Genomic DNA, 25,651 nt, shown 5'->3' with positions numbered 1-25,651 from the left:
ACGGTCCGAAACCTGCTAAGATTCGGGTATGAGAAAACTGCGAATCCTGCTGATCCGTCTCCTGTTGGCAGATTTGCTTGCCACGTTGCTCTTTTTCGGGCTGACGCGTTTCGTCGACCAGACCGGCCAGATTACTGACGGCGCAGGCGTGGTCTTTTATTCGAGCTCGCCCCGAGAAGCCGCCGCCCGGATTGACAAGGGCATTGCTCTTCTGAAAGCCGGGAAGGTCGACCGACTGGTCATGGTCGGTGGCCACCGCCCCCAAGAAGGCATCGTCGGCAGTCAGGAAATGGCCCTCAGTGCGATACGCAAATCGGGCTATGGCGCGCGCATTTCCGCAGATGTCACCTCCCGCGATACGATATCAGGCCTGCAGAATCTGGCTGACCAGCCTGGCCTCACGGGCGCGCGGCAACTTGTGTTTGTATCCAATTGCATGCACCTTATGCGCGCAAAAACAATCTACCACTCAGTCGCGCATGGTGGCCCGCCTGCACGCTCCGCGTGTGCTAAATCGAGCCTCAATCCGATAGATATCTGGAAGCGCGCTCATTACGAAGCTGCGGCGTGGGTGCTGTATATTTTGCCCGCCAAATGGCGCGACAGCATTCTCGATCGCCTTCGCGGACAGGGACCTACAGCGACCCAGGCATTGTAGACCCAATAAATTCAACGCATTAGGAGGCATATCCTCCCCTTGGGGAAAGCCGCGCCCGATTTCGTTAATTTATCCTATTCAATACAATATACTCAAAATAAACTTCTGAAAGAATATTCTCCGAGAATTAGATTTACCGGGCCTGCGAGATGGATCGAAGATATCCGCCGCGAGGTTGATCCGGAACAACGGAGGAGTACTCAATGCCCAACTTGAAAATCACAGTCGCAGCCCTGGGAACGATCCTGGCGCTCACCGCATGCAACTCATCGGGAAGCACGCGTTATGCCAGCATCGGCAAAACGGGTCCGCAAGGCGTTGCCGGTCCCGCAGGCAAAGCTGGCGAGAACGGAGCGACCGGTGCAACCGGTGCAACCGGCGAGACCGGCGCAACAGGAGCAACAGGGGCAATGGGCGCCCAAGGCATGCCAGGCATGGTCGGCCCACAAGGTCCGGCTGGCGAGCCAGGCGGCAACTTTGCACTTGGTGACACAGGCATGATCGCAACAGGCGGGCTTGTCGGTGCCGAAGGTGTCGCTGGAACAGGCCTGTTCGCCAACCTTGGTGACCCGTCCGCGTCCATTCCGGTCGTCTCGGAAACATCGGCTGGCGGCGGCACCGCGATCGCATCGCTGGGCGGCGGCCTTGACGATATTATCGACCAGGTTGACCAGACCGGCACACTTTCGACAGTCACCTCACCGGTTACGGAAACCGTCAGTAATGTGGGCGCGGCTCTTACGTCATTCGGTACAGATGGTGCACCGCTTGTCGATGGACTGACATCGTCCGTGGCACCGATCCTGACGGCTAGCGTCGGTGGCGGTACGGCCCTTGGCGACTCATCCGGCACGTCTGTGCTGGGCGTGAGCGTCCTGTCCCCTGACCAGACCAGCGGCTCGCTCGCAGAAGTCGGCGTCGCCAGCAATGACACGCTACTTAATGTCGACCTGGCAACTTCGAGCGATACCGGGGTGTCCCTCGGTGGGCTCGCAAGTGTCGATCTCGGACCGGTCACAGCAGGCCTGAACGATCTCGGTGGCGCTTCGGACCTCACAGGCACGCTGGATGGAGGCCTGACGGATACGGTTGGCGACGCGCTGACGAGTACTGTCGGCGATGTCCTCTCGGGTGATCTGGCTCCGGCCGATCCTGCCGACACGCCTGTTGGCTCCGCCGTCTCAGGCCTGCTCGGTGGCCTCGGACTGAACTAGGCAGTCCGGCTCTCCCAATCCTTGAAGACTGAAGAGGCAATCATGAAGCATCGCATGCAAGCTGCAAAACCATGGCTACTTGGTGCGGTGCTTCTCTCTTCTTCAAATCTGGCTCATTCGGGAGAACCCATCCAGCCGCCCGATGACCACCTGGATCCCGGGTACGCCAAAGAGGGCCTTAGCGTTCCGCGCACTGCCCCCGACATAGAAAATGCTGTCACGAGTGTCGCGTCGGACGCCAACGAGACAACCCCGATTGTCGGCATACAGTTCAAGGGCGCCGAAGTGCCCGGCCGCGTCGCAAAGGCGACCGAGGCATTTCTCGGCCAGCCCGCCAACACCGAAACGCTCAAGCAACTCGCCGCCGCCATGACGGCCGCCTATTCGAAATCCGACGTCGCACTCTTTACGATCGCCATTCCCCAACAGGATCTGTCCGACGGCGTCGTCGACGTCTTCATCGCGGAAGGCCGGGTTGCCGACATCGTGGCCCTCCGCTCTGGCGAACAGATCGTGGCCCCGCGCCTGCGCGGCTATCTCGAACCCATTCTCGAAGAGACACCCGCAACGCGCGCCACCTATGAGCGCGGTGTCTCCCTTGCCCGTCGCGCTGAAGGCACCAAGGTCACACCGCGCCTGCAGATGGCGCCGGAGCCGGGCGCCATCAATCTCCTCCTGGATGTCGAGGAAAAGAAAAACAGTTTCGCCATCGGCTATGACAGCCGGGAGTCGCGCATTGTCGATTCCGGACGCCTCAGTGCCAGTGCATTTGGCTACAGTCTCCTGCGCGAAGGCGACGTTCTACGCGGTCGGCTCGCCGCGACGCCCGACGGCGAGCAATCGCAGACGGCCAGCCTACAGTATGCCACGCCCATTGGCGTCGAAGGCCTCAAGCTTGATGTCGCAGCGGTTTACCAGGCCTCCCATCCCTCATCGGTTCCAATTGATGGCACCGCAACCTTCCTCTCGGCAGGCCTGAGCTATCCTCTCCTTCTCGATTTCCACCGCGAAGTCACGCTCTCCGCCGTCGTGGATCACACCGAGAGCCGCAACAGCGCCCTCGGCTCTGTCTTCGCAAATGAGCGGGTCGACGCCGCACGGTTTGGCATTCGCGCCGGCCTCATCCAGGAAAACCGCTCCCTCAATGGCAGCCTGACATATTCGCGAGGACTGGATCTGGAGAATGCGGAATCCGCAGTGATGGGCGCCGAGACGGGCTTCAACAAGATTAACGCGACCGCCGGTGTCGTCCAGAAATTGTTGAAGAAACTTTTCCTCCGCCTGCGTGCATCTGGCCAGTGGTCTGACGATATATTGCCTGCCAACGAGCGCCTTATGTATGGCGGCATTGAATATGGACGCGGCTTCGACAATGGCGTGATCAGTTTCGACAAGGGTTATGAAGCCGTCTTCGAGCCAGCATGGCGCCCGATCTCTGATGGCAACCTCGCCAAGAGCGAACTCTACCTTTTCGCGGATTATGCCGAAGGCCGCATCAGCCTCACGCCATCCATAGCCCGTGACTTTAATCTCGGATCGGCAGGAATCGGCGCCCGCCTGGGATATAAAGACTTCGCCACCCTTGGTGTGGAATATGCCGAACCATGGGATGTTCCTGTGACCGGCTTCAACGACGACTCGGTCGTGACGGTCAGTTGGGCCTTCAAGTACCAGCCCTGAAATGAGACATAGGAAGCGGTTACCTGCCCCAAGCATGGGTATGCTTTGGGGCAAAACGAACCATTTGCAGTTATGTTAGCGCTAAAAGTGTTTCAAATCTTCCCGCGGGCAGGCATGAATGTTGCAGATTTTTGGTACGGGCCAACACTGGCCCAATCAATTTTGCCATAGAGCCGAAGTCAAAGTCCGAGGAAATAATGAGCGATCAAGTAGCAATTCTCGCCGAGCTGGGCGTACGCCCGAAATCTCTCCGCAAGAACTGGAAAGAGGCGCGACTGTACGAAATATCACTCGCCAATGGTGAGGCGCGCGTCGCCAGTGGCGGGGCACTCGTTGTCGAAACGGGCCAGCACACGGGTCGCTCGGCCAAGGACAAGTTCACGGTTCGTGACGCCACGACCGAAAAGACCGTCTGGTGGGACAATAACGCCTCCATGACGCCAGAGCATTTCGATGTCCTTCTCGAAGATTTCAAAACCCACCTCGCAGGTCAGGACATCTTCGCCCAGGAACTGTTTGGCGGCGCCGATCTTGACCATCGCCTGCCCGTCACGGTTATCAACGAACTTGCCTGGCATTCGCTTTTCATCCGCCACCTGCTCCGCGTACCAACAGATTCGGAGTATGCGAGCTTCAAATCCGAATTCACGATCATCAACTGCCCGACCTTCCGCGCCGACCCGGCCCGTCACGGCACGCGGTCTGAAACGGTCATCGCCGTGAACTTTGCAAAGCGCATGGTTCTTATTGGTGGCACGTCCTATGCGGGCGAAACCAAGAAGTCCGTGTTCACAGCGCTCAACTATTACCTGCCGACGCAGGGCGTCATGCCTATGCACTGCTCGGTCAACACGTCCGACAAGGATGACGCAGCCATTTTCTTCGGTCTGTCCGGCACCGGCAAGACGACGCTCTCGGCCGATGCCTCGCGCATCCTGATTGGCGACGACGAGCACGGCTGGTCCGAGAATGGTCTCTTCAACTTCGAAGGCGGCTGCTACGCCAAGATGATCAAGCTGTCGGCTGAAGCCGAGCCGGAAATCTTTGCCACGACAAAGCAGTGGGGCACGGTCCTCGAAAACGTCGTGATGGATCCCGAAACGCGCGAGCTTGATCTGGACGATGCAACGCTCGCCGAAAACTCCCGCGGCGCCTATCCGATCTCGGCCATTCCGAACGCGTCAGAATCAGGTCGCTGCGGTCAGCCGAAAAACCTCATTATGCTGACGGCTGATGCTTTTGGCGTCATGCCGCCCATCGCCAAGCTGACACCAGCCCAGGCCATGTACCACTTCCTCTCCGGCTACACGGCCAAAGTGGCCGGCACGGAGAAAGGCGTCACCGAACCGACCGCCACGTTCTCCACCTGCTTTGGCGGCCCCTTCATGCCGCGCCACCCTTCCGAATACGGCAACCTGCTGCGCGACCTGATCGGCAAATATGATGTCGACTGCTGGCTGGTTTCCACCGGCTGGACAGGCGGCCCCTATGGCCAGGGCAACCGCATGCCCATCAAGGCAACACGCGCCCTGCTCAACGCCGCACTTGATGGCTCACTGAACAATGTGAATTTCCGCAAGGATGACACGTTCGGCTTCATGGTGCCCGAGGCTGTCCCCGGTGTGGATTCAAAAATCCTCAATCCGCGCTCAACTTGGGCCGATACGGCCGCCTATGACAAGCAGGCTGCCAAACTGGCCGACATGTTCGTGGCAAACTTTGCCAAGTTCGAACCTTATGTTGACGAAACTGTCCGTGCCAGCGCGCCTAAGGCGAAAACGCCTGCCTGACACTGCGATTTCCTGACGCTGACGTTAAAGGAAGGCTGGCGCCAGTGGCGTCAGCCCGTTAGTGTGCGCCGCAACAAGCCCGCAAAACCGGAGGAATATCCATGCGTGAAGCCGTAATCGTCTCAACTGCCCGTACGGGCATGGGCAAAACTGGCCGTGGTTCGCTCAACGACACCCACGGCATCACGATGGCTGGCCACGCCATCAAACATGCGCTGGAGCGCGCTGGCGTTGAAGCCGCTGCTGTCGAAGACGTGTTCCTCGGCTCCGCCCAGCCAGAAGGCGCAACCGGTCACAACGTCGCCCGCAACGCAGCCCTCTGGGCCGGCTGCCCGGCCACAACATCCGGCGCAACGATCAACCGCTTCTGTTCGTCGGGCCTTCAAGCCATCGCCAATGCCTCGCACACGATCATCAATGAAGGCGCTTCGGTCACCGTCGGTGGCGGCGTCGAGAGCCTCTCGCTTGTCTCGCGCTCGGGGCACATGAACCTCTTCCGCTACACCGAAGAAGAGCTGATGAAGACCTGGCCTGCCATCTGGATGAGCATGATCGAAACGGCTGAAATCGTTGCCGACCGCTACGGCGTCTCGCGCGAAGCCCAGGACATGTATTCCGCAGAGAGCCAGCGCCGCACGGCCGAATTCCAGAAAAAAGGCTACATGGCCGAGGAAATCGCTCCGCTGAAAACCCGCATGAAGCTCTTCAACAAGGAAACCGGTGAAGAGAGCTACCAGGACGTTGTCGTCGACAAGGACGAGTGCAACCGCCCCGGAACGACCTATGAGACGCTTGCGGGCCTGAAGCCTGTCTTCTCCGGCGGCATGGTCGTCAAGGAAGGCAAGTACGTCACCGCCGGTAACGCTTCCCAGCTGTCCGATGGCGCCGCTGCCGTGGTCGTCATGGAAGCCAAGGAAGCCGCCAAGCGCGGTATCGAACCGCTCGGCCGTTTCGCCGGCTTCAACGTGGCAGGTTGCGACCCGGACGAAATGGGCATCGGCCCCGTCTTCGCTGTCCCGCGCCTGCTTGAGCGTCACGGCCTGACGGTTGACGATATCGACCTTTGGGAACTCAACGAAGCCTTCGCCTCCCAGTGCCTCTACAGCCGCGACCGCCTCGGCATCGATCCTGAGAAGTACAACGTGAACGGCGGCTCGATCTCGATCGGCCACCCGTTCGGTATGACCGGCGCACGCTGCACCGGCTCCATCCTGCTCGAAGGTAAGCGCCGCGGCGCCAAATGGGGCGTTGTCACCATGTGTATCGGCGGCGGCATGGGCGCAGCTGGTCTCTTCGAAATCTATAGCTAAGCTCTCTTAAATATCCGCTCCGGCGGCCATAGAATGCCCTGGTCATTACAGACCGGGGCATTTTTTTGTGTCCAACGCCTGGATACAATTTAGCGTATCTAATGTGACTATTTTACGAATCCGTCACACAATTGAAATGCAAGTGTCACGAAACTCACATACAGCCCACGCTCAGTATCCAGACAAGGGCGTCAAATGGGCAAGTTCAACATCTGTTGCGGCACGTCGGCACTCGTTATCGCCGCATTATCTTCAGCCCTCACCGCCTCGGCCGAGACACCATGGAATCTCAAACTCTCCGGCCGCCTTCTCTACGATTATACGCAGGCTGACGCGGACACCGCCGATTTTGAAATCGACGACACCGAACTGCGCAGCGCCCGCCTCGCGGTCTCGGGCAAGACAGACGCAATGGACTTCAAGGTTGAGCTTGAAACCGACGAAGGCGGCGAAATCATTGCAACAGACGCCTATGCAGACTTCTCACAGAAAGGCACGTCCTGGAAAATCCGCGTTGGCCAGTTCAAGACCCCGAACTCGCTGGAAGAACAGACGTCCGGCCGCTTCACCACCTTTGCTGAGCGTGCCGAATTTACCGACGCTTTCGAGTTCGACCGCCGCGTCGGCATAGCGGCCCACACAAAGGGCAAGGACTGGACCTTCATGGCCGGAGCCTTTGGCGGCGACCTTAATGACACGCCCTCCGAAGAAGGCTTCGCCCTGGCCGCGCGCGGCACCTACACGCCCATCCACACAGACGCCATGCTCGTGCATCTCGGCGCCTCCGTGCGCTATCGCGAGATTGGCGACAGGCAATCCAACCTGCGCTATCGCCAGCGCCCGTTCGCCCACCTGCCTGGCCGCATGATCTCGACCGGCTCCATTGCCGAAAGCGACACGCTGATTGGGCTGGAAGCCGCTGTGCTTCGCGGGCCATTCTGGGCCAGCCTGGAATATGCGGATGTGAGGTCAGACCTCGCCGCAGGCGGCACGGGCAACTTTACCGGCAGCGGCTTTGAGACAGGGTACTTCTTCGGCGGCGAGCGCACCTATAAGGATGCCAAGTTCGACCGCCCGAAAGTGCACCATCCCGTCACCGAACGCGGCCTCGGCGCCCTGTCTGTATCCGTCGCCTATGACACGCTGGACCTGACAGATGCCGGCGTCGACGGCGGCGCGATGAGCACCGCCCTTATCGGCCTCTCATGGTATCCGACCTCCAAGACCCGCGTAGGCCTCAGCATCTTCCAGTCCGACGCCAATCTCGGCACGTCGACCTCCGGCCTTGACCCTGCTTTCGCAGATGCCGTCCGCGCTGGCGTCAGCGACGACACCGTCACCGGCGCGACGCTCCGCCTGCAAGCAGACTTCTAGACAAAACAAAGGCCCCCAACCTTTCAGTCAGGGGCCTTGCCCGGTTTTGGAAAGCGCAGCCTAGAAGCGAACCGTCAGGGTCGCCTGGAAAGTCCGCGGGTTGAGCGGACGGAAGAAAGCAGAACCGGCGAACACAAACGCAGTTGGCACTTCCTCGTCAAGCAGGTTGTCCACGTTGAACCGCAGGCTGACATTTTCCGGAATACCGAAGTCATTCGGACCGCCAAGGTCAAGATAGCCGCTCAGAACGGCGTAGCTATCCATCTCATACGCTTCTGTATAGTCGGCAAAGCGCTTGCCGGTATACTTGCCCGAGATATTGGCAACAAGCCATTCGGTCGGCTCATAGGTGACCCCGCCCGTAACCAGCCATTCCGGGCTGTCCGCCAGGACAAAGCCGGATTCATCTTCGGCGTGATTATAAGTCAAATTGCCGTCGAAATAGACCTTGTCGTTCAGGAAAGCGGGCTGGAAGACGCCCGAAAGCTCAAAGCCGTAGGACTCTGTCTTCCCGGCGTTGATGTAGAACGCCTCCGGTTGCTCAGTAGCTGGGTTGATAACACTGCCGGCCACGAGACGGTTGTCGAATGTGGTGTAGAACAGCGCCGCAGAGCCGTAGAATTGTGACCGGTTTGTCCGTACCCCGATTTCGTAGTTTTCCGACTCTTCGCCTTTCGGTGAAGGGAGTGGTTCGGTCGAGGCGTCAGTAGAGGCAATCGAGAAAATGTCATCCGCGCCGCGCGGCAGGGCATAGTTCTGCGAGTAGGATGCAAAGACCTGATCCGTATCGTTCATGTCATAGACAGCACCGACCATTGGCAGGAAGCTATCCTCATATTTTTCGCCAACACTCTGTGGCCCAAAGACTTCGTAGTCGTTGTAATCGCGATAGCCTTTTAGTGTGTAGTCCACGCTAAGGGTCTTCACGCCAATCTCGAGATTCAGACGGTCCTCCAGAAGGCTCATGGTGTCCTTCAGGTAGAACTGCGTAGTCTTGCGGTTCGATGTGTACTTGCGGCGATAATAGGCCACCTCGTCCCAGATCACATCGCCATCGGCGGAGCCATTGGTCTTGTTGAGACGCAGCTGGGTACGGTTATAATCTTCGTCTTCATACCAGGCGCCGACTTCAACCTTGTGACTGGCAAGTTGCCATTCGAGGCCAGCAACGGCGCCCTTGCGCGTTCCGCCAACGCCGGAGAGGCCGTATTGCACACCGCGTGGGTGGACGACATCGAGACCTGCTGCGACCTGTCGGTTGTAGATGCCCAGCGAGTTCGAATAGCTGTCTGGCGACACACCGAAACCGTCCTTGTCTTCCTGATAGGCTGTCGCCTTGAATATCAGGTTCGGCGTAATGTCAGTCTGGAAACCCAGGGAGTAGAGAGAGTCGTCGCGGATATTGACCCGGTCTTCATAATAGCTGGTACATGTTCCGCCCGTGAAGATCGGGGTAAAGTCGGCACTGTCGGCAACCCCGTCGCCATTATAGTCATAGACGCCCGGTAGCGGGTTGATACAGCCGGTTTCAGGAATAGCCGCCTCATAGCCATAATAATAGTCGTTGTCGAACGTCGACTCCGGAGCGGACGGAGAGTCATAGTCAAAGAAGTCGTTATGAACATAGCCGAACTTGATGAATGTATCGGCGTCGAACTCATACTTGATCTTGCCCTCGATATGCTCGCGGTCGATCGTGCCGGGGCCGCGCCACAGGTCGCTGTCCGTCTTTGAACGGCTGACATAGGCGGACAGGCCATTGATATTGCCGGTCTCAAGCTTGATGAAACTGCGCTCAAGATTGTCGTCGCCCATCGTGTAGGACAGCATGCCCCCCGGCGTGTCTGACGTATCCACCGTATTGTAGGAAACGATCGGGCCAAGCGAGGCATAGCTCGGCAACGAAACGTCGCCTGCACCTGGCGAAGCCACGACCGAGCCGAGGTTTTCATTGTCAACATAGCGGAAGATCGGGCTGCCGCCGAAAGCGTCCGAGCGGCCCATTGGCACGCCATCCAGAACAAAGCCGATCTGTTGAAGGTTAAAGGCACGCACCGTCACGGAGTTGCCGAATTCATAAAGGCCAAGTGCCCCATCGGTCTGCACGTTGAAGCCCGGCAGGGATTCAAGCATCTTGAGGCCGGAAATACCGCCTGGCGCTGAGAGAAGCTCAGCACGCGTCACAGCAACCGTATTCGTCGCTTCGTTCAGGCCGATGGCAGTGTCGGCGGTCGAAACGCGGCGCCCCTCTACAACCACAGTCTCTTGGCGCGCTTCGCTTTCGCCCTCGGCCCCTTGTGCATTCGCCGAAGTGACCAGGCTGGCGGCGCCCAATAGCACACAGGCCGCCAGCGAAACGCGCCGTCTCTGTCGCAAACTGACTAATCTCATAAATACTCTCCCGCATTGATCCGTCGTTGGATGCGAACAGGATTGATCCGTTGGCAGATACGGTGAACATCAAAAGGGTGAGACGGGCTCACTTTATAGCGATTGATCGCTTTTGATGCACTTGTGCCCCTGACCGATTAATCCGCACCCACGGCGGATACACCGCTACTCAGGGGCAACTCTGCGGCGGTCAGAGTTTACGAAAACTCATCATCTCAATCAGTTGTTGATGTTACCGCAGGACACTAGATCACAGCCCAAGACTACAATGGCCATCACAAAAGGGCGCGCATATCCATCATGTCTTTGGCTGTGCCGACCCCACCTGTCCCCACCCGGAGGGCACCATCCATGTTCCGACAACTCATTCTTGCTGCTGCAGTGCTTGTGCTTGCTGCCTGCTCGCCTGACAAGGCAGCCGCGCCAGAGCCAGCTGCAACCAATTTCATTACGGCAAATGTTGCTCCGCCAGCCACCGCAGCCGACACCAAGGGTGACGGAGTCCTGCGCGATGCCGACAATCGGCCCTATGGTTATGCCCTGCTCGGCGAAAAATTCCCGGAATTCACCGCAAAAATGGCCGATGGCCAGACATTCGATTCCGCTGTTCTAAATCGCTGGATGGTCATTGATGTCTGGGGCATCTGGTGTGGCGACTGTATGCGCGATGCGCCCTATGTCGCCGCACTGGCGACCGCCATCGAACAGGATCCGGACCTGTATTTCCTGTCCATCCATGTCCCCGCCAATGCCAGCCGCATCAGCGATGAGGAACTCTATGGCAAGTATGGCTCCGTCGAGGCCTATTTTGCCGAGAAAGGCTACAGCTACCCCACAGTGCTCGATACGGACACGAGCATCCGCGAAAAGCTGAAAATCAGCTGGACGCCCAGCTACCTTCTGATTTCACCAGATGGCATTATCCGCGCCTTCCGGACGGACCTGTCCGTTGCGGGCGGCGAGCCGGTGAAAGACTTCCTGAAAGATGTCGCCCGTGTGAAATCCGAAGTCCGCAAAGCCGAATTTGGCGGCACGCTCCTGCCCGCCAGTATCGGCCCAGAGGGCACGATGGGCTTGAAAGGCACCACGCCCTTCACGTTGGACGCCATGAAAGCCGCCTTCCCGGGTCATGAAATCCTCACCGACCGGGCCTATGCTGGCGAACAAACCTACCCCGTCTTCCTGATCCAGACCCTCCCGGCGGACGGAGAGGCCGGCCGTCTCGTCTATGTGGTCGAGCCGGACTGGACGCTCGGCAATGTCGGCGCCGTGGTCACCCGCAATCCTAACATTGTCGGGCCTGATGGCAGCAAGGTGGGTCAGACGAAGCTGAAAGCCCTCAGCCCTGAGGCCCGCAGTGTCTGTAAACTAGAAACCGGCCCCATGGATTCCCTCTTCATCTGCCCTGACAGCGCGGAAAATCCCCGCTTTATCGGGGCTTTCGGGGCGGGTGGTGATTTCGACGGCAAACTCAGCGACGCAGCGCCCGACTATCAGGAAGAAGCGGTGCTGCTCGAGATGAAATACGTCCTCCCAGCCCCGTCTGCTGCCCAGTAAAGCCTGCCTGTCTTCCCGACTCCGGCGTCCCAATCTGCCCGAATAAACCACATTTCATGCAGAACCGGGGAAGCACAGTTTGAATGTTCGCCTGTCAGCCGCTATTGGGTAGACTTGATCCAGGACAGATCGGGAAAGGCTACGCATAATGCTGCATCCTTCGACAAAACGGCTGATCGACAAGCTCAACGAAATGACGCGCAAGCAGCGCGTTGCCTGGTCCGAGGGCGAAGACGGCACGATCACCCATGACACCGAGGGATACCGCGTTGTCCTGACGCCCGAGCCGCATGCCGTATTGCTGACGGACGCGCTCGGCAAGGAAATCGAGTCCTGCACACCTGAGGAATTCGCTGACGAAACAGACGGCGCCGGACGTCCCTATGCCACTTTTGTTGCAGAGCTTTATCGCGAGGCCCACCGTCACGCACGCGGCGCCGAGAAAGCCATCAACACGGTCCTCAAAGGCCTGGAAAGCATTGACGCAGAGCCTGAGGAAGCGCCTGAACCGGCACTGGATCCTGCCGACCTGGTTGAAGATCCGGGCGATGATACCGATGCCTTCCCCGAGGCCTATCCGGAACTGGAAGGCCAGACAGACATGGCCCGCGCTGTCGCCAGCATGGCCGAGGAAGTCAATGGCGGCGGGCGGTCAGCCGAGCCTGAAGCTGAGTCCGCGCCCGAGATTGAGCCTGAACCTGAATATGAGGCAGAAGAGGAAGCCGAAACGGTAGCGGCTGAGCCAGAAACGGTCATCGCGTCCGAGCCCGAACCGGAAACGCAAGCCGAACCCGAGATGATCGCCCCGAGCGACCCGGAAAGCGACATCGAAGCCGCCGAGGATACCCCCGAAGAGGTCACATCAGACGCGCCGGACGCCTTCGAATACACGCCAGCCTTCGCCACAGCAACGGAACCGGAACCGGCATCAGCCCTCGACGAAACCGAAACGCCCCTCTGGCCCGAGGATGACAATGCCCCGGTGGTCGAAACAGCGCCTGAACCGGTCCTGTCTGAACCGGAACCTGAGGCCCAGCCAGAACCGGTGCCTACGCCAACGGCGACTATGGCGTCCCCCTTCGGCAGCGGCTATTTCGGCTCAGGCACAGGCGGCCTCTCGCAATACACGTCATCCACCCCGGTGGCGACGGAGCCTGAAACTGCTCCAGAGCCCGCCCCCGAGGCAAATGAGACCATCGCGCCCGAGGTGGAATATGCCGCCGATATCAGCTCAGCCGCCCCAGAGGTCGAGCTTCCTGAAGATCCGCCCGTGACCGCAGAAATGCCCGCCGCACAGCCGGAACCGCAGCGCTTCAGCCTTTCAGGCATGTCGTCCGGCTTCGGCCTCGGCGCGGCCGGCCGCGCAGGCAGCGCCCAGCCGGAACCGTCCGCCGCATCCGGCGCGCCCGCCATGGACAGCCCGCGCATGGTCATCGACGGCACGGTCGACCTGCCCGATGACATAGACCTGTCGGAATTCAACGCCGGACCAGATACACCCGCCTATACCGACCCCTTAACGGACGCCGAATCCGCGCCCTTCACATTCAGCGATCAGGCCGACACCCCGCCGGAGCCATCCGAGCCGTCCCGGCCCGAGGAAGCGGCCTTCGAAGTGCCCGCCGAAACGGTCGAGCCAGGCACATCGGAGCCGGAACCGGAAGAAGCACCTCCCCCACCGAAGCCGCCGACGCGCTTCAATCCCTGGAACTGACCGCCACCACTGATCCTGGCGCACCAGAAAAACTTACCTCTCGTTGTAGCAGAGCCGCCTTCATGTTGCGGCGCAGCAACACGCCGTGACCGATGGACACAAAACCATCAAAACCGCGACACATATCATTCTCGGAACGGACAAAACGTGAGACATGCCGAGGCATAAGATCCCGCGCCAAGACGGGCTGTCTTCCATGCCAATCAGGATGCCTTTCCATGACATACAGACCTGCCCTTCGCTCGCTCCTTCTCGGCTCGAGCCTCTTGATCGCGATCAGCCTGCCAGCCATCGCTCAGGAAACAGATACCGAAGCCCGCCTGCCGTCCGTAACCGTGACGGCCCAGAAGGTTGAGGAAAACATCCAGGACGTGCCGATCTCGATCACCACGATCGCCGACGAAAAGCTCGACGTCCTCAAATCCTCCGGCGCCGATGTGCGCTTCCTTTCAGCCCGCGTGCCCAGCGTCATCGCCGAAAGCTCGTTCGGCCGCGCCTTCCCGCGCTTCTATATCCGCGGCATCGGCAACACGGACTTCGATCTGAATGCCTCCCAGCCGGTCTCCCTCGTCTATGACGACGTGCCCTATGAAAGCCCCATCCTGAAGGGCTTCCCGGTCTTCGACCTCGACAGTATCGAAGTCCTGCGTGGCCCTCAGGGTACGCTGTTCGGACGCAACACGCCCGGCGGCATCATCAAGTTCGACTCCGCCAAACCGACCAGTGAACTGGAAGGCTATGGGCGCGTCTCCTATGGCAATTACAACACGCGCGAGCTTGAAGGCGCCGTGAACCTGCCCGTCTTTACCGACGAGCTGGCGGTGCGCCTCTCCGGCCTCTACCAGGAACGTGATCCGTATGTGGACAACGCCTATACCGGCGAGAAAGACCGCTACGAAGGCTTCAAGGAACTCGCTGGCCGCGCCCAGATCCTGTTCACGCCGAGGGGCACGGATTTCTCCGCCCTGCTCAACGTGCATGGCCGCTCCAATGATGGCGACGCGCGCCTCTTCCGCGCCAATATCATTGATGTCGGTTCCAATGGCGTTGGTTCGAACTTTGACCGCGACACTGTCTATTTCGATGGCGACAACTTCCTGACGCAGGACAGCCATGGCGTCACGCTGAAGCTTGAAAAAGGCCTCACCGACGCCATCAAGGTCACCTATGTCTTCGGCAACGAACAGGCGACCATTGAAAGCCGTGGCGACATTGACGGCGGCTTCGGCGCAGCCTTCCTCGGGGCAGGCAATTATGGCCCCGGCTTCATTCCGTTCGCCTCGGAAAGCTCCGGCGCCGTTGACGCCCTGCACCAGACGACCAACGAGCTTCGCTTCGCCTTTGACGATGGCGGCCCGCTGCGCGCGCAGGCCGGCGTTTTCGTCTTCGACGAAAAAGTGGCCATCACGTCGAAAAGCTTCGACACGCTCTCGCCCGGCCGCCCGGTCAACGGCATCGCAACCCGCGAGAACCAGACCGACAGCACCGGTATCTTCGCCTCGCTCGCCTATGACGTCACCGACAAGTTCACCCTGTCGGGCGGCGCGCGCTGGACCGATGAATCCAAGGACTTCGTTGTCGAACGCACGCTTGGCCCCTTCGGCTCCGGCACGTTTGGTCCCGTGGCTGGCTCGGTCTCTGCCGATCAGGTCAGCTGGGACGTCTCGGCCACCTATCAGGCAACGGACGACCTGAACCTCTATGCACGCGTCGCCAAGGGCTTCCGCGGGCCATCGACGCAAGGCCGCCTTGTCTTCGCGAATGACGTCTCCAGCGCTAATACCGAAACCGTTCTTTCCTACGAGACTGGCATCAAGTCGGAACTGTTCGACAATCGCGTCCGCCTCAATGCTGATGTCTTCTTCTTCGAGTTCAACGACCAGCAGCTGACAATCGTCGGTGGCCTGAACAATACGGTTGCCCTCTTCAATGCCGACAAGAGCGAAGGTTACGGTTTCGAAGCCGACGTGGAAGCCGCGCCGATCGAAAACCTCTTCCTCACGGCGGGCCTTTCCTACAACAAGACCGAGTTCAAGGACGATGTCTTGCTGGCACCCGGCTGTGGTGGCGGCTGCACCATGCTTGACCCGGCCGTCTATGCCGATGACGGCGTCACGCTCCTCGGCTACAATATCTCCGGCAATTCCTTCCCGAATGCGCCGGAATGGATCGCCAACGCAACGGCACGCTATGCCATCCCGCTCGCGACCGGTGAGCTCTATGGCTACACCGACTGGGCCTACAAGGGCGACACGAACTTCTTCCTCTATGAGAGCGCAGAGTTCGGCCAGGACGGCTATTGGGAAGGCGGCCTGAAACTCGGCTACAAGTCGGATGCCGGTTACGACGTCTCCGCCTTCGTGCGCAACATCACGGACGAGGAGGCGCTTGAAGGCGCCATCGACTTCAACAACCTGACCGGTTTCGTCAACGAGCCGCGCACCTATGGCGTCCAGCTCCGCTGGGACTTCTAGGCGCCCTTAAAAGCCAAATAGGAAAGCCGGGCCACTCATGTGCGCCCGGCTTTTTCGTTCAGGCCTCCGCAATCAGGCCCGGATAATTGTTGCGCACATTGCCCACCTCCGGCCCGACCGGCCAGGCCTGCATGGCGTCAGTGGGATAGGGTTCAAACAGGCGCGAGGGGTCTCCCGCTTCAGGGTCGAGCCAAAGGGAATAATCCTCCGGCGCCACGATCACCGGCATGCGTGTGTGCAGCCCCGCCATCAGGTCATTTGGTTTGGTCGTCAGGATCGTGAAGCTGTGGATCTCCGACCCGTCGATCAGCGCCGAGTCCCACAGGCCCGCCATGCAGAACCATCGCCTGTTGCACAGGCTGATCGCGAACGGCGTCTTCGCCCCTTTGGCGCCCGTCCATTCATAAAAGCCGGACACGGGCACGAGGCAGCGATGGTGGCGATACGCGCCGCGAAACACCGGCTTTTCCGCCGCCGTTTCCGCCTGCGCATTAAACGTCGTGAACTTCATTTCCGACAGTGGCTTGGTCCACCAGGACGGCACCAGCCCCCAGCGCGCCGGCGCCAGTTCCCGGTGCGTACCATGCTCGGCCCGCCGCACGATCGGCTGGATCGTGGTCGGCGCGGCATTGTAGGTTGCCTCAGGCGGCTCAACATCCTCGTAGGGGATAATGCTCAGTGCCGCATGATATTCGGCCCAGGTCACGTCATGCCTGAAATAGCGTCCGCACATGATGGCCTCTCCCCTTCCGGTAACACACGTCCCGGATACCAGAATTCGGCCGCCTTGCGCGAACCGATTACAGGCTGGAGACGTCGGTCACCTTATAGGTCAGCGGCTCTTCGCCAAAGCTCGCCACGGTCACGTATTCGCCTTCCTTGAAGACATGCTCGCCAAGGCGATAGCCCGCCTCGTCGTCGCCTTCATCGTCCTCGTCATAATGGAAGAACCAGTGGTCCCCGCGATGCGTCAGCCGCCCGTCGGCATGCTCGTCCTCTGCCGGCGAGAAGCGCACGACCCGGCACGCCTTGCGGTTTTCCCGCCAGGCCTCGACATCAAGATGCGCATCAGGCGTCAGCGGCGCGACCAGCGTGTAACCACGGGCCGGATCGCCAGCGGGCAGCCCGGGATTACGGGCCAGTTGTAGTGTGATGCGGCTAAGGGCCATCGAAGTCTCCATTATCTCAAAGAGGAAAGCGTTCAGCGCGCCAGCGCCAGTGCCGGGGCATCCTTTGCCGACAGCAGATGCCGCGTCGTCCCGCCGAACAGACGTTCGCCAAGCCGCGAGTGCCCATAGGCCCCGGCCACGATCATTGCAGCCCCGCTGCCCTTGGCCAATGCGAGAAGGCCGCCCGATACATCGCCCTCAATGGCCGCAACTTTCACGCTGACATCATGGCGTTTCAGCCAGTCTTCCAGTGTCCCCGGTTCGGCCACCGGCCGCGCTGCATCGCGCTCCAGGTCCTTCGGCGCCTGCGCAATGATCACGTCGCCAAAGGCGCGGATCAGCGGCAAGTGGAAACGCACGGCCCGCGCGGCGCCATTGCTGCCATCCCAGGCAATGATCACAGGCCCGGCCGGAATACTGTCCGTACCCGCTAGAACCAGCGGCAGGCGCGCTTCCATCATCACATGCTCGAAAGCCATGTAGAGCGGCCCACCCACGGTCGCGGCGGAGCGCGGGAAGACGACGGCATCGGCCAGCGTCGCGGCATTCGCGCTCGCCCGCTCCACCGTATTCACCTCATGGAAAAAGTCGCAGTCCAGCCCATGCGCGCCGGTACTTGTCGCATCATGGAAGGCCGCCTTGGCGATCTCCGTCATCGCCGCCTGCTGGTCGATCATGCTCTGCGTCATGCTGGGCGAAATCGACGCCATTTCCGGCGAGGTCGACACCATCAGCACGGCCATCGGATCCGGCAGCGCGAACAGACCCGTGACAGGCGTGTTCAGGCGCCGCGCAATCTCTATCGCGGCAAGCGTGGTCTGGCGATCTTCGGCTTCAGTTCCCTGTAATACGGCAACAACGGACATGACACATGTACCTCCTGATGGATTGCTCCTGAGAGACAACCTACCATCCGGGCACCGTTCGGCGAACTACGCAAAAACCCCTAGCGGGCTGCGGCAATCCGTTCCCGCGCGATTCTGTCCGCAACCTGATTGGTCGGCTTGCCATGCGACAGGGCCTCGTCCAGCACATCGCCCAGCGTCTCGACGAGGCGCGCCAGTTTTGCGTCCACCCACTCGCGGGAGTAATTGCCGGAAATCTCGGCCGCCACATTGATGATGCCGCCGCCATTGATCACATAATCCGGCGCATAGAGAATGCCCTTGCGGCGCAGCAGCTCGCCCATTTCCGGCATGACCAGCTGGTTGTTCGCGCCCCCGGCAATCGCCTTGACCCTGAAGCGGCCCAGCGTCTGCTCGTTGATGATGGCGCCCAGCGCGCAGGGCGAAAAGATATCCGCCTCCACATCATAGATCTCGTCCGGCCCCACGATACGCGCACCGGTGCGCGCCGACACGGCCTGCAGCGCCGCCTGGTCGATATCGGTGATGATCAGGTTGGCCCCGGCCTCTGCCAGATGATCGCACGTATGCGCGCCGACCGATCCAACGCCCTGCACCGCCACGGTCCGCCCCTTCAGGTCGCCGCTGCCCAGCGCGCGCTTGGCTGTCTCGACAATGCCCAGGAACACGCCCCGCGCCGTAATCGGCGACGGGTCACCGCTCGCCGCCTCGCCCTTGTCGAGGCCCGCCACATAGGCCGTCTCCTGGCGCACGATCTCCATGTCCGCGACATCGATGCCGACATCCTCGGCCGTGTAGTAACGCCCCTGCAGGCTTTCCACCGCCCGGCCAAAGGCCCGGAACAGGTCCGGCGACTTGTCGGTCTTCGCATTGCCCCAGATCACGGCCTTGCCACCGCCCAGCGGCAGGTCGGCCATGGCGTTCTTGTAGCTCATGCCCTGGCTGAGGCGCAGCACGTCGCGCAACATGGCCTCGCCATTGGCGAAATCCCACATCCGCGTGCCGCCAGCGGCCGGGCCGCGCGCCGTCGAATGGATCGCAATAATGGCTTTCAGTCCGCTCGCTTCGTCCTGGAAAAGGTGCACGCCCTCATGGGCGTCATAGGAAGGGTGATCGAACATGGGAGGATGCCATTAGTTGCAAATGAAACGATACGTGGGCTTTAAGTTCTTACTTCCGCTGGGTCAATCAATACGGCCCCGCGACACAGCCGCCTATGGCCCAATCCTTGCCTGATTGCTACCCAGACCTGCCTGCCCCCGTGCCGCACTGGCACCTGCCCTTGGATACCTCTTGTTAACCTTAAGAAAATTGACGTCTTCGCAGGATTTGCAGCGTATCGTCCGCGCGTAAAATGCAGCTACGCCCCATCTTCCTCGCCATCGGCATCATGACCGTCCTGCTCGGCGCAGCGATGATCCCGTGCGCATTGATGGATTTTGCCGATAAACGCCCGGAATCGCACGTTTTTGCCGTTTCGGCCTTCGGCTCCATCTTTATCGGCGCCTGCCTCTGGATTCTGTCGCGCGGCGGCGACCAACGCACCGGCCAGCGCGAAGCCTTCCTGCTCACGGTCATGGCTTGGGTCTTCCTGCCCGCCATCGCCGCCATCCCTTTCGTCGCCTCGGGCATGAGCATTACCGACGCCTCCTTCGAGACGATTTCCGGCATGACGACGACCGGCGCGACGGTCCTCACCGGCCTCGACGACCTCCCGCGCGGCCTCCTTCTCTGGCGCGCCATCATCCAGTGGGTCGGCGGCATCGGCATTATCGTGGCCGCCATCGCGATCCTGCCCCAGCTGCGCGTCGGTGGGATGCAGCTGTTCCAGCTCGAAAGCTCCGACATTTCCGGCAAGTTCCTGCCGCGCATCACCGACATCGCCGCCTATCTCGGGTTCACCTACCTGATTATTTCCTCGCTCTGCGCCCTGCTCTATTTCCTCGCCGGCATGAGCTGGTTCGATGCCGTCACGCACGCCATGACCACCATGTCGGCTGGCGGCTTCTCCACCCATGACGCCTCGTTCGGCTATTTCAACGATACGCCAGCGGCCTGGATTGCGGCGCCCTTCATGATGTTTGCCGGCCTGCCCTTCAGCCTCATGGCCATGCTGGTCCTGCAGGGCCGCCCCATGCCGCTCCTGAAAGACCCCCAGCCGCGCTTCTATTTCATGCTCGCCGCCGTGCTTACGCTCATCGTCACCGTCTATTATGAGAACGTGATCGACACCGCCGATGTCGACCCCATGCTGAATGGCCTCAAAACCTGCCTCTTCAACGTCGTGTCCGTCATGACCGGCACCGGCTACGCGTCGGCTCCTTATGACACCTGGGGCCAGCCCATGATGGCCCTCTTCCTCTGCATCACCTTCGTCGGCGGCTGCGCCGGCTCGGCGGCGGGCGGCCTTAAAATGTTCCGCCTTGAAATCACAGCCAAGGCCCTCGTCGCCTATTCCCACAAGATGACCATGCCGCACCGGCGCACCCCCGTGCGCTATGGCGGGCGCACGCTCGACGAGGAAACGCTTCAGTCGGTCATGGTGTTTCTCTTCCTTTTCATCTCCACCTTCATGATCGCCGCCGCGCTCCTTTCGCTCTGCGGCCTCAATGCCATGGAGGCGATCTCCGCCTCGGCCACCAGCGTCTCGAACGTTGGCCCCGGCCTTGGCGAGCGGATCGGTCCGTCCTCCACTTTCCAGACCCTTCCCGACGTGGCCAAATGGATTTGCGCCATCGCAATGCTGCTGGGGCGGCTGGAGTTCATCTCGGTTTTCGTCGTGCTAACCCGTCGCTTCTGGCAGGGCTAAACTTCCTCCGGACCGTCTGGACAACTGGCACAATCACTGCAAAAACAACTCCCATGAGAGCGCAACAAACGCGCCCGTGGGAGGAATAGTAAAAATGTGGAAGACCCTGACGCTCGCCAGTACGGCGCTCGCACTTGTCGCCTGTAGCGGCAACAAGACCGAACCAGCCCCTGTCGAACAGGCCGCCGCGCCGGAAGTTGTCGTGCCCGAAGGCGCAACGCCCGGCTACAATGCAGACCGCAACGCCTATTTCGGCGACATGCACATCCACACGCGCAACAGTTTCGACGCCTATATCTTCAACGTCCGGCGCACGGCCGATGATGCCTACCGCTTCGCCAAGGGCGAGACGATCAAGCACCCCTCCGGCTTCGACATGACCATCGCCGGCGGCCCGCTCGACTTTTACACCGTCACCGACCATGCCGAATATCTCGGCATACTGCCCGCGATGAACACCAAGGGCACCGCGCTGTCGGAGCTGCCGCGCGCCAAGGACATGTTCTCCACCGATCCCGACAAGATCGTCGCCGCCTTCCAGGGCGTTGGCGCCTCGGTCCGCTCCGGCGAGAAAATCGAAGACATGTATGACGAGCCGACAATCAAATCCGTCTGGCAGGAGAACATCGACGCCGCCGAGAAGTATAACGAGCCCGGCGTCTTCACGACCTTCTCGGCCTACGAGTTCACCTCCGTCACGACACAGAGCGACGACGGAGGCTTTGGCGGCGGCAACCTCCACCGCAACGTCTTCTTCCGCGGCGAGGCGCCGGACCGCGCCTTCTCGACCCTCGATTCCACCAATCCGGAAGACCTGTGGGACTGGATGGACCAGCAGCGCGCCGAGGGGCGCGAGTCCATTGCCATCCCGCACAATTCCAACGTCTCCGACGGCCAGATGTTCAGGCTGGAAACCTATAATGGCGACCCGATCGACGCGGCCTATGCCGAGCAGCGCATGCGCAACGAACCGCTTGTCGAAGTCACGCAGGTCAAGGGCACATCCGAAACCCACCCGGACCTTTCGCCGAACGACGAATGGGCCAATTTCGAAATCTATGACGAACTGCTCGGCAGCTACAACGTCTCGAAAACCAGCGGCTCCTATGTCCGCGAAGCCTATCGCAACGGCCTGAAACTTCAGGAAGAAAAGGGCTTCGACCCCTTCCACTTCGGCCTCACCGCGGCCTCTGACAGCCACGTCGCTGGTGGCTCCTATTCCGAGAAGGATTACTGGTCGAAAATCGGCATCGTCGACGGCCTGCCCTTCCAGCGCGGCTCCGTGCCCATGCCGGGCATCACAGACTGGGCGGATCAACCCGACAATCAGACGACCATGAATGCAAAGAACTGGTTCTCGCGCTGGTCCGCCTCCGGCCTCACTGGGGTCTGGGCCGAAGAGAACACACGCGATTCCATATTTGATGCGTTCCGCCGCAAGGAAACCTTCGCCACCACCGGGCCGCGCATGAAAGTGCGCTTCTTCGGCGGCTTCAACTATACCGACGCCATGCTGACCAGCCCGGACCTTGCCAAGCAGGCCTATGCTGGCGGCGTGCCAATGGGCGGCGACCTTGTCGGCGCAGGCGCTGCGCCACACTTCATCGCCTGGGCCATGCAGGATTCCAATTCTGCCCCGCTCCAGCGGGTCCAGGTCGTCAAGGTCACCAGCGGCGGCGAAGCCGTCTATGACGCGGCCTGCTCCGGCGGCGCCGTGCCGGATGCCAATCATCGTTGCCCCGACAATGGCGCCAGCGTCGACATCGCGACCTGCGAAACCAGCGCCGGCACAGGCGCGGGTGAGCTGAAAGCACTCTGGACCGATCCAGACTTCGATCCCGCCCAGCGCGCGACCTATTATGTGCGCGTACTCGAAAACCCGACCTGCCGCTGGTCGACATGGGAAGCCAATCGCAACGGCACCCCGCCCAACCCTGACCTGCCTACAACCATCCAGGAACGCGCCTACACATCGCCGATCTGGTACATTCCGCCGGCCTAGATGCGCGCTCTGCTCCGCGAACCCCTCGTCCATTTCGTCCTCGTCGCAGCCTTGGTTTTTGCCGGCCATGCGGCGTGGACGGCCTATGCCGACGCGCGTGACGGAACCATCACCGTCACCGAGGAAGACATGGAGCGCATGGCCGCGCTCTATGCCTCTGAATCCGGCGCCCTGCCCTCGCCCGAGGACATGGCCGCGATGGTCACCGATCAGGTCCGCGACGAAGCCCTCGCCCGCGAAGCCCGGCGGCTCGGCCTCGATGTCGGCGACACGATCATCGAACGCCGCCTTGCCCAGAAGATGAGCTTCATGGTCTCCGACCTGGCCGACACGCCAGCGCCCTCCGAGGCGACCTTGCGCAAATGGTACGAAGACCACAAGGCAAGCTACACGCTCCCTCCGAGCATCACGTTCGAACACGTCTATTTAAACCCGGAACGGTCCGGGAATACCCCGGGAATGGACTCGGAATCCCTCCTGAAGTCCCTCAACGGCCCCACTCCGGTGGACTGGCGTACCCTCGGAGATCCCTTCATGCTCCAGCGCGCCTATGGTGATCTCCCCATACGCGAAACCGTTCGCCTGTTCGGTGCAGACTTCGCCAGGGCCCTCTTTTCCCTCAAGGCCGGCCCCGAATGGCAAGGTCCCGTCTCCTCGGCATTCGGCCAGCATCTCGTGCACATTGTCGCCCTTGAAGAGGACCGTCTTCAGCCCTTTGAAGACGTCCGCGATCATGTCGAATCCGACTGGCACGACGAGGCCCTGCGCGCGGCCAATGACAAGGCCATTGCCGACATCATCAGCCGCTACAAGGTCCATATCGAAGGCGCCGAATGAGACGCGTTCTCCTCGCCCTTCTGGCGCTGTTCTGCGCCGCGCTGCCTGCGGCCGCCCATGAAGTGCGCCCGGCCTATCTCGAAGTGACTGAAACAGATCCCGGCCAGTTCGCGGTCACCTGGAAACAGCCCGTGCTGGATGGCAGGCGCCTCAAGCTCGACCCCGTCTTTCCCGCAAAGTGCACCCGCGCGCACGAACGCAGCGAAATCGCCGCCGGCACCCTTATCCAGCGCTGGGACATGGCCTGCGACCTCTCCACCGGCCATATCGAAATCGCCGGACTTGAACGCACGCTCACAGACGCCTTCGTGCGCGTGAACCGCCTGACAGGCGACGATCTCTCCACGGTCCTTCGCCCCGGTTCGCTGCAACTCGACCTCTCCTCACCCACCGGCGCCCCCACCGCCACCTACTTCCGCATCGGCGTCGAACACATCCTCTTCGGCTACGACCACCTCCTCTTCGTCCTCGGCCTCATCCTCCTCGTCCGTCCGCGCCAACTGCTGCCCACTGTCACCGCCTTCACCCTCGCCCATTCCATTACGCTTGCGGCTGCAGCCCTTGGCGGCATTACGCTGCCAGGCCCGCCGGTCGAGATAACCATCGCCATGAGCATTGCGCTGCTCGGCGTCGAAGCCATCTACCGCGTGCGTGGACGCGAGACGCTCAGCCAGCGCAAGCCATGGCTGATCGCCTTTGGTTTCGGGCTTATCCATGGTTTCGGCTTTGCCGGGGCGCTGTCGGAAATCGGCCTGCCCAAGGGCGCCGAAGTGCTGGCGCTGCTGCTGTTTAACGTGGGCGTCGAGGCCGGTCAGGTCTTCTTCGTGGGGGCCGTATTGCTCGGCGTTTTCCTCGCGAGACGCTTCGCCCGCATGCCGGATGCGCCAGTCCGTTTCGTGGCCGCCTACTGCATCGGGATTGTGGGCGCCTACTGGGCAATCGAACGCATCGTCGGTGTTCTCGCCGCCTAGAACCCAAGCGCCTTGTACAGCATCCGCGCCGCCACCAGCGCCAGCAGCACCGCAAACAGGCGCTTCAACAGGACAGCGTCGAGACTATGCGCCAGCCTGGCCCCGACCGGCGCCATCGTCACCGTGAACACCGAGATCAGCGCAAAGGCCGCCAGGTTCACATAGCCGAGCGAAAACGGCGGCAGCCCCTCATGCCCCCAGCCAATAAACACCGCCACAATCGCCGAAGGCAGGCCAATCGCCACGCCCCAGCCGGCCGCCGTTGCCACAGCCCGGTGGATCGGCCGTCCATAGAGTGTCATCAGGCTGACGCCGAACGTGCCCCCGCCAATCCCCATCAGGGCCGACAGCGCGCCAATAGCCGTTCCAAGCCCCATCCGCGTCGCGCCTTTGGGCATCTCTTCCGCCAGCCGCCATGTTGGCCGCCCGAAGAACAGCTGCGCCGAGAGGACAAAGCCCATCGTCCCGAAAATACCCAGCAGGGCCCGCTTGGACAGGAACCCGCTCAGCCCCATGCCGATCAGCGCGCCCAGCACGATCCAGGGCGCCCATGACTTGATGATGTACCAGTCAACCGCGCCATGGCCATTGTGCGCCATTACGCTGCGAATGGAGGTGAGGATGATCGTGCCCAGCGAGGTCGACACCGCGACATGCATCGCCGTCTCGCCATAGCCCATGCCGTCAAACAGGAAGAAAAGCACCGGCACGATCACTGCGCCGCCGCCAATGCCGAACATGCCGGCCGCAAGGCCCGCTGCAGCGCCCGCGACGGCTAGACTGAGGAGGAGCGGCCAGTACTGGAGGAAAAGATCGGTCATGTTTCCGCTTAGCG

The 25,651-nt window shown here is 61.0% G+C and carries 19 protein-coding genes; 13 read left to right on the top strand and 6 right to left on the bottom strand.

Annotation, left to right across the window (positions count from 1 at the left end; translation table 11 throughout):
• Positions 1 to 64 precede the first annotated feature (64 nt).
• From HY30_RS07530 to HY30_RS19155, 6 genes are all read left to right on the top strand, one after another.
• The gene (locus tag HY30_RS07530) at positions 65 to 658 is read left to right on the top strand and encodes a YdcF family protein (RefSeq protein WP_034738673.1); all 594 of its coding nucleotides are present in this window, start codon (positions 65 to 67) and stop codon (positions 656 to 658) included.
• 203 nt (positions 659 to 861) lie between these two features.
• Positions 862 to 1,872, top strand: a complete 1,011-nt coding sequence (locus tag HY30_RS19160; protein WP_051615068.1) for a hypothetical protein — start codon at positions 862 to 864, stop codon at positions 1,870 to 1,872.
• Between the two features lie 42 nt (positions 1,873 to 1,914).
• Positions 1,915 to 3,552: a ShlB/FhaC/HecB family hemolysin secretion/activation protein gene (locus HY30_RS07520; protein ID WP_034738670.1), complete on the top strand. Its 1,638-nt coding sequence runs from the start codon at positions 1,915 to 1,917 to the stop codon at positions 3,550 to 3,552.
• Between the two features lie 197 nt (positions 3,553 to 3,749).
• A complete protein-coding gene (locus HY30_RS07515) occupies positions 3,750 to 5,342 on the top strand; it encodes a phosphoenolpyruvate carboxykinase (protein WP_034738667.1) in 1,593 nt (530 codons plus the stop codon).
• A 101-nt stretch (positions 5,343 to 5,443) separates the two neighbouring features.
• Positions 5,444 to 6,652 carry an acetyl-CoA C-acyltransferase gene (locus tag HY30_RS07510; protein ID WP_034738663.1) on the top strand — a complete coding sequence of 403 codons (1,209 nt, stop codon included), beginning with the start codon at positions 5,444 to 5,446 and terminating at the stop codon, positions 6,650 to 6,652.
• 195 nt (positions 6,653 to 6,847) lie between these two features.
• Positions 6,848 to 8,026, top strand: coding sequence for an OprO/OprP family phosphate-selective porin (locus HY30_RS19155; RefSeq protein WP_051615067.1), 1,179 nt, complete (start codon positions 6,848 to 6,850; stop codon positions 8,024 to 8,026).
• Positions 8,027 to 8,086: 60 nt separating this feature from the next.
• Here the strand turns inward: HY30_RS19155 and HY30_RS07500 are convergent, their stop codons facing one another.
• On the bottom strand, positions 8,087 to 10,417 hold the full coding sequence (locus HY30_RS07500; protein ID WP_034738661.1) for a TonB-dependent receptor: 2,331 nt from the start codon (positions 10,415 to 10,417) through the stop codon (positions 8,087 to 8,089).
• Positions 10,418 to 10,768: 351 nt separating this feature from the next.
• Here HY30_RS07500 and HY30_RS19150 point away from each other — a divergent pair, with 351 nt between their 5' ends.
• The 3 genes from HY30_RS19150 to HY30_RS07485 all read left to right on the top strand — a co-directional run bounded on the left by HY30_RS19150 (position 10,769) and on the right by HY30_RS07485 (position 16,162).
• Positions 10,769 to 11,974 (top strand): TlpA family protein disulfide reductase, encoded by a 1,206-nt coding sequence (locus HY30_RS19150; protein ID WP_051615065.1) that lies wholly within the window; start codon positions 10,769 to 10,771, stop codon positions 11,972 to 11,974.
• A gap of 148 nt (positions 11,975 to 12,122) precedes the next feature.
• Complete coding sequence (locus HY30_RS07490) at positions 12,123 to 13,688, top strand: hypothetical protein (RefSeq protein WP_034738659.1); 1,566 nt, start codon at positions 12,123 to 12,125, stop codon at positions 13,686 to 13,688.
• Positions 13,689 to 13,906: 218 nt separating this feature from the next.
• Positions 13,907 to 16,162 (top strand): TonB-dependent receptor, encoded by a 2,256-nt coding sequence (locus HY30_RS07485; RefSeq protein WP_034738656.1) that lies wholly within the window; start codon positions 13,907 to 13,909, stop codon positions 16,160 to 16,162.
• 58 nt (positions 16,163 to 16,220) lie between these two features.
• On the opposite strand, the gene HY30_RS07480 is transcribed toward HY30_RS07485, so the two are convergent.
• The 4 genes from HY30_RS07480 to HY30_RS07465 all read right to left on the bottom strand — a co-directional run bounded on the left by HY30_RS07480 (position 16,221) and on the right by HY30_RS07465 (position 19,318).
• Positions 16,221 to 16,895, bottom strand: coding sequence for an SOS response-associated peptidase (locus HY30_RS07480; RefSeq protein WP_034738653.1), 675 nt, complete (start codon positions 16,893 to 16,895; stop codon positions 16,221 to 16,223).
• Positions 16,896 to 16,962: 67 nt separating this feature from the next.
• The gene (locus tag HY30_RS07475; protein ID WP_034738651.1) at positions 16,963 to 17,331 is read right to left on the bottom strand and encodes a hypothetical protein; all 369 of its coding nucleotides are present in this window, start codon (positions 17,329 to 17,331) and stop codon (positions 16,963 to 16,965) included.
• Between the two features lie 32 nt (positions 17,332 to 17,363).
• Positions 17,364 to 18,197: a universal stress protein gene (locus HY30_RS07470; protein WP_034738648.1), complete on the bottom strand. Its 834-nt coding sequence runs from the start codon at positions 18,195 to 18,197 to the stop codon at positions 17,364 to 17,366.
• A gap of 80 nt (positions 18,198 to 18,277) precedes the next feature.
• Positions 18,278 to 19,318 (bottom strand): Glu/Leu/Phe/Val family dehydrogenase, encoded by a 1,041-nt coding sequence (locus tag HY30_RS07465; protein WP_034738646.1) that lies wholly within the window; start codon positions 19,316 to 19,318, stop codon positions 18,278 to 18,280.
• Positions 19,319 to 19,551: 233 nt separating this feature from the next.
• Between HY30_RS07465 and HY30_RS07460 the strand changes: the two genes are divergently transcribed.
• From HY30_RS07460 to HY30_RS07445, 4 genes are all read left to right on the top strand, one after another.
• Positions 19,552 to 21,006, top strand: a complete 1,455-nt coding sequence (locus tag HY30_RS07460; RefSeq protein ID WP_034738643.1) for a TrkH family potassium uptake protein — start codon at positions 19,552 to 19,554, stop codon at positions 21,004 to 21,006.
• Between the two features lie 94 nt (positions 21,007 to 21,100).
• On the top strand, positions 21,101 to 23,008 hold the full coding sequence (locus HY30_RS07455) for a DUF3604 domain-containing protein (protein WP_034738640.1): 1,908 nt from the start codon (positions 21,101 to 21,103) through the stop codon (positions 23,006 to 23,008).
• Positions 23,009 to 23,845 (top strand): peptidylprolyl isomerase, encoded by an 837-nt coding sequence (locus HY30_RS07450; RefSeq protein ID WP_034738638.1) that lies wholly within the window; start codon positions 23,009 to 23,011, stop codon positions 23,843 to 23,845. It begins immediately after the preceding gene.
• Entirely contained in the window at positions 23,842 to 24,816 is a 975-nt protein-coding gene (locus HY30_RS07445) for a HupE/UreJ family protein (RefSeq protein WP_034738636.1), read from the top strand. The genes HY30_RS07450 and HY30_RS07445 overlap by 4 nt, the downstream gene beginning before the upstream one ends.
• Here the strand turns inward: HY30_RS07445 and HY30_RS07440 are convergent.
• Positions 24,813 to 25,637 carry a sulfite exporter TauE/SafE family protein gene (locus tag HY30_RS07440; RefSeq protein WP_034738634.1) on the bottom strand — a complete coding sequence of 275 codons (825 nt, stop codon included), beginning with the start codon at positions 25,635 to 25,637 and terminating at the stop codon, positions 24,813 to 24,815. The two genes, HY30_RS07445 and HY30_RS07440, sit on opposite strands and share 4 nt — an antisense overlap.
• Positions 25,638 to 25,651: the final 14 nt, after the last annotated feature.

This window comes from Hyphomonas chukchiensis (genome assembly GCF_000682695.1).
GTDB classification, from domain to species: domain Bacteria; phylum Pseudomonadota; class Alphaproteobacteria; order Caulobacterales; family Hyphomonadaceae; genus Hyphomonas; species Hyphomonas chukchiensis.
Note: the sequence above shows the minus strand (reverse complement) of the source record. Positions and strands in the feature narration are given on the sequence as shown.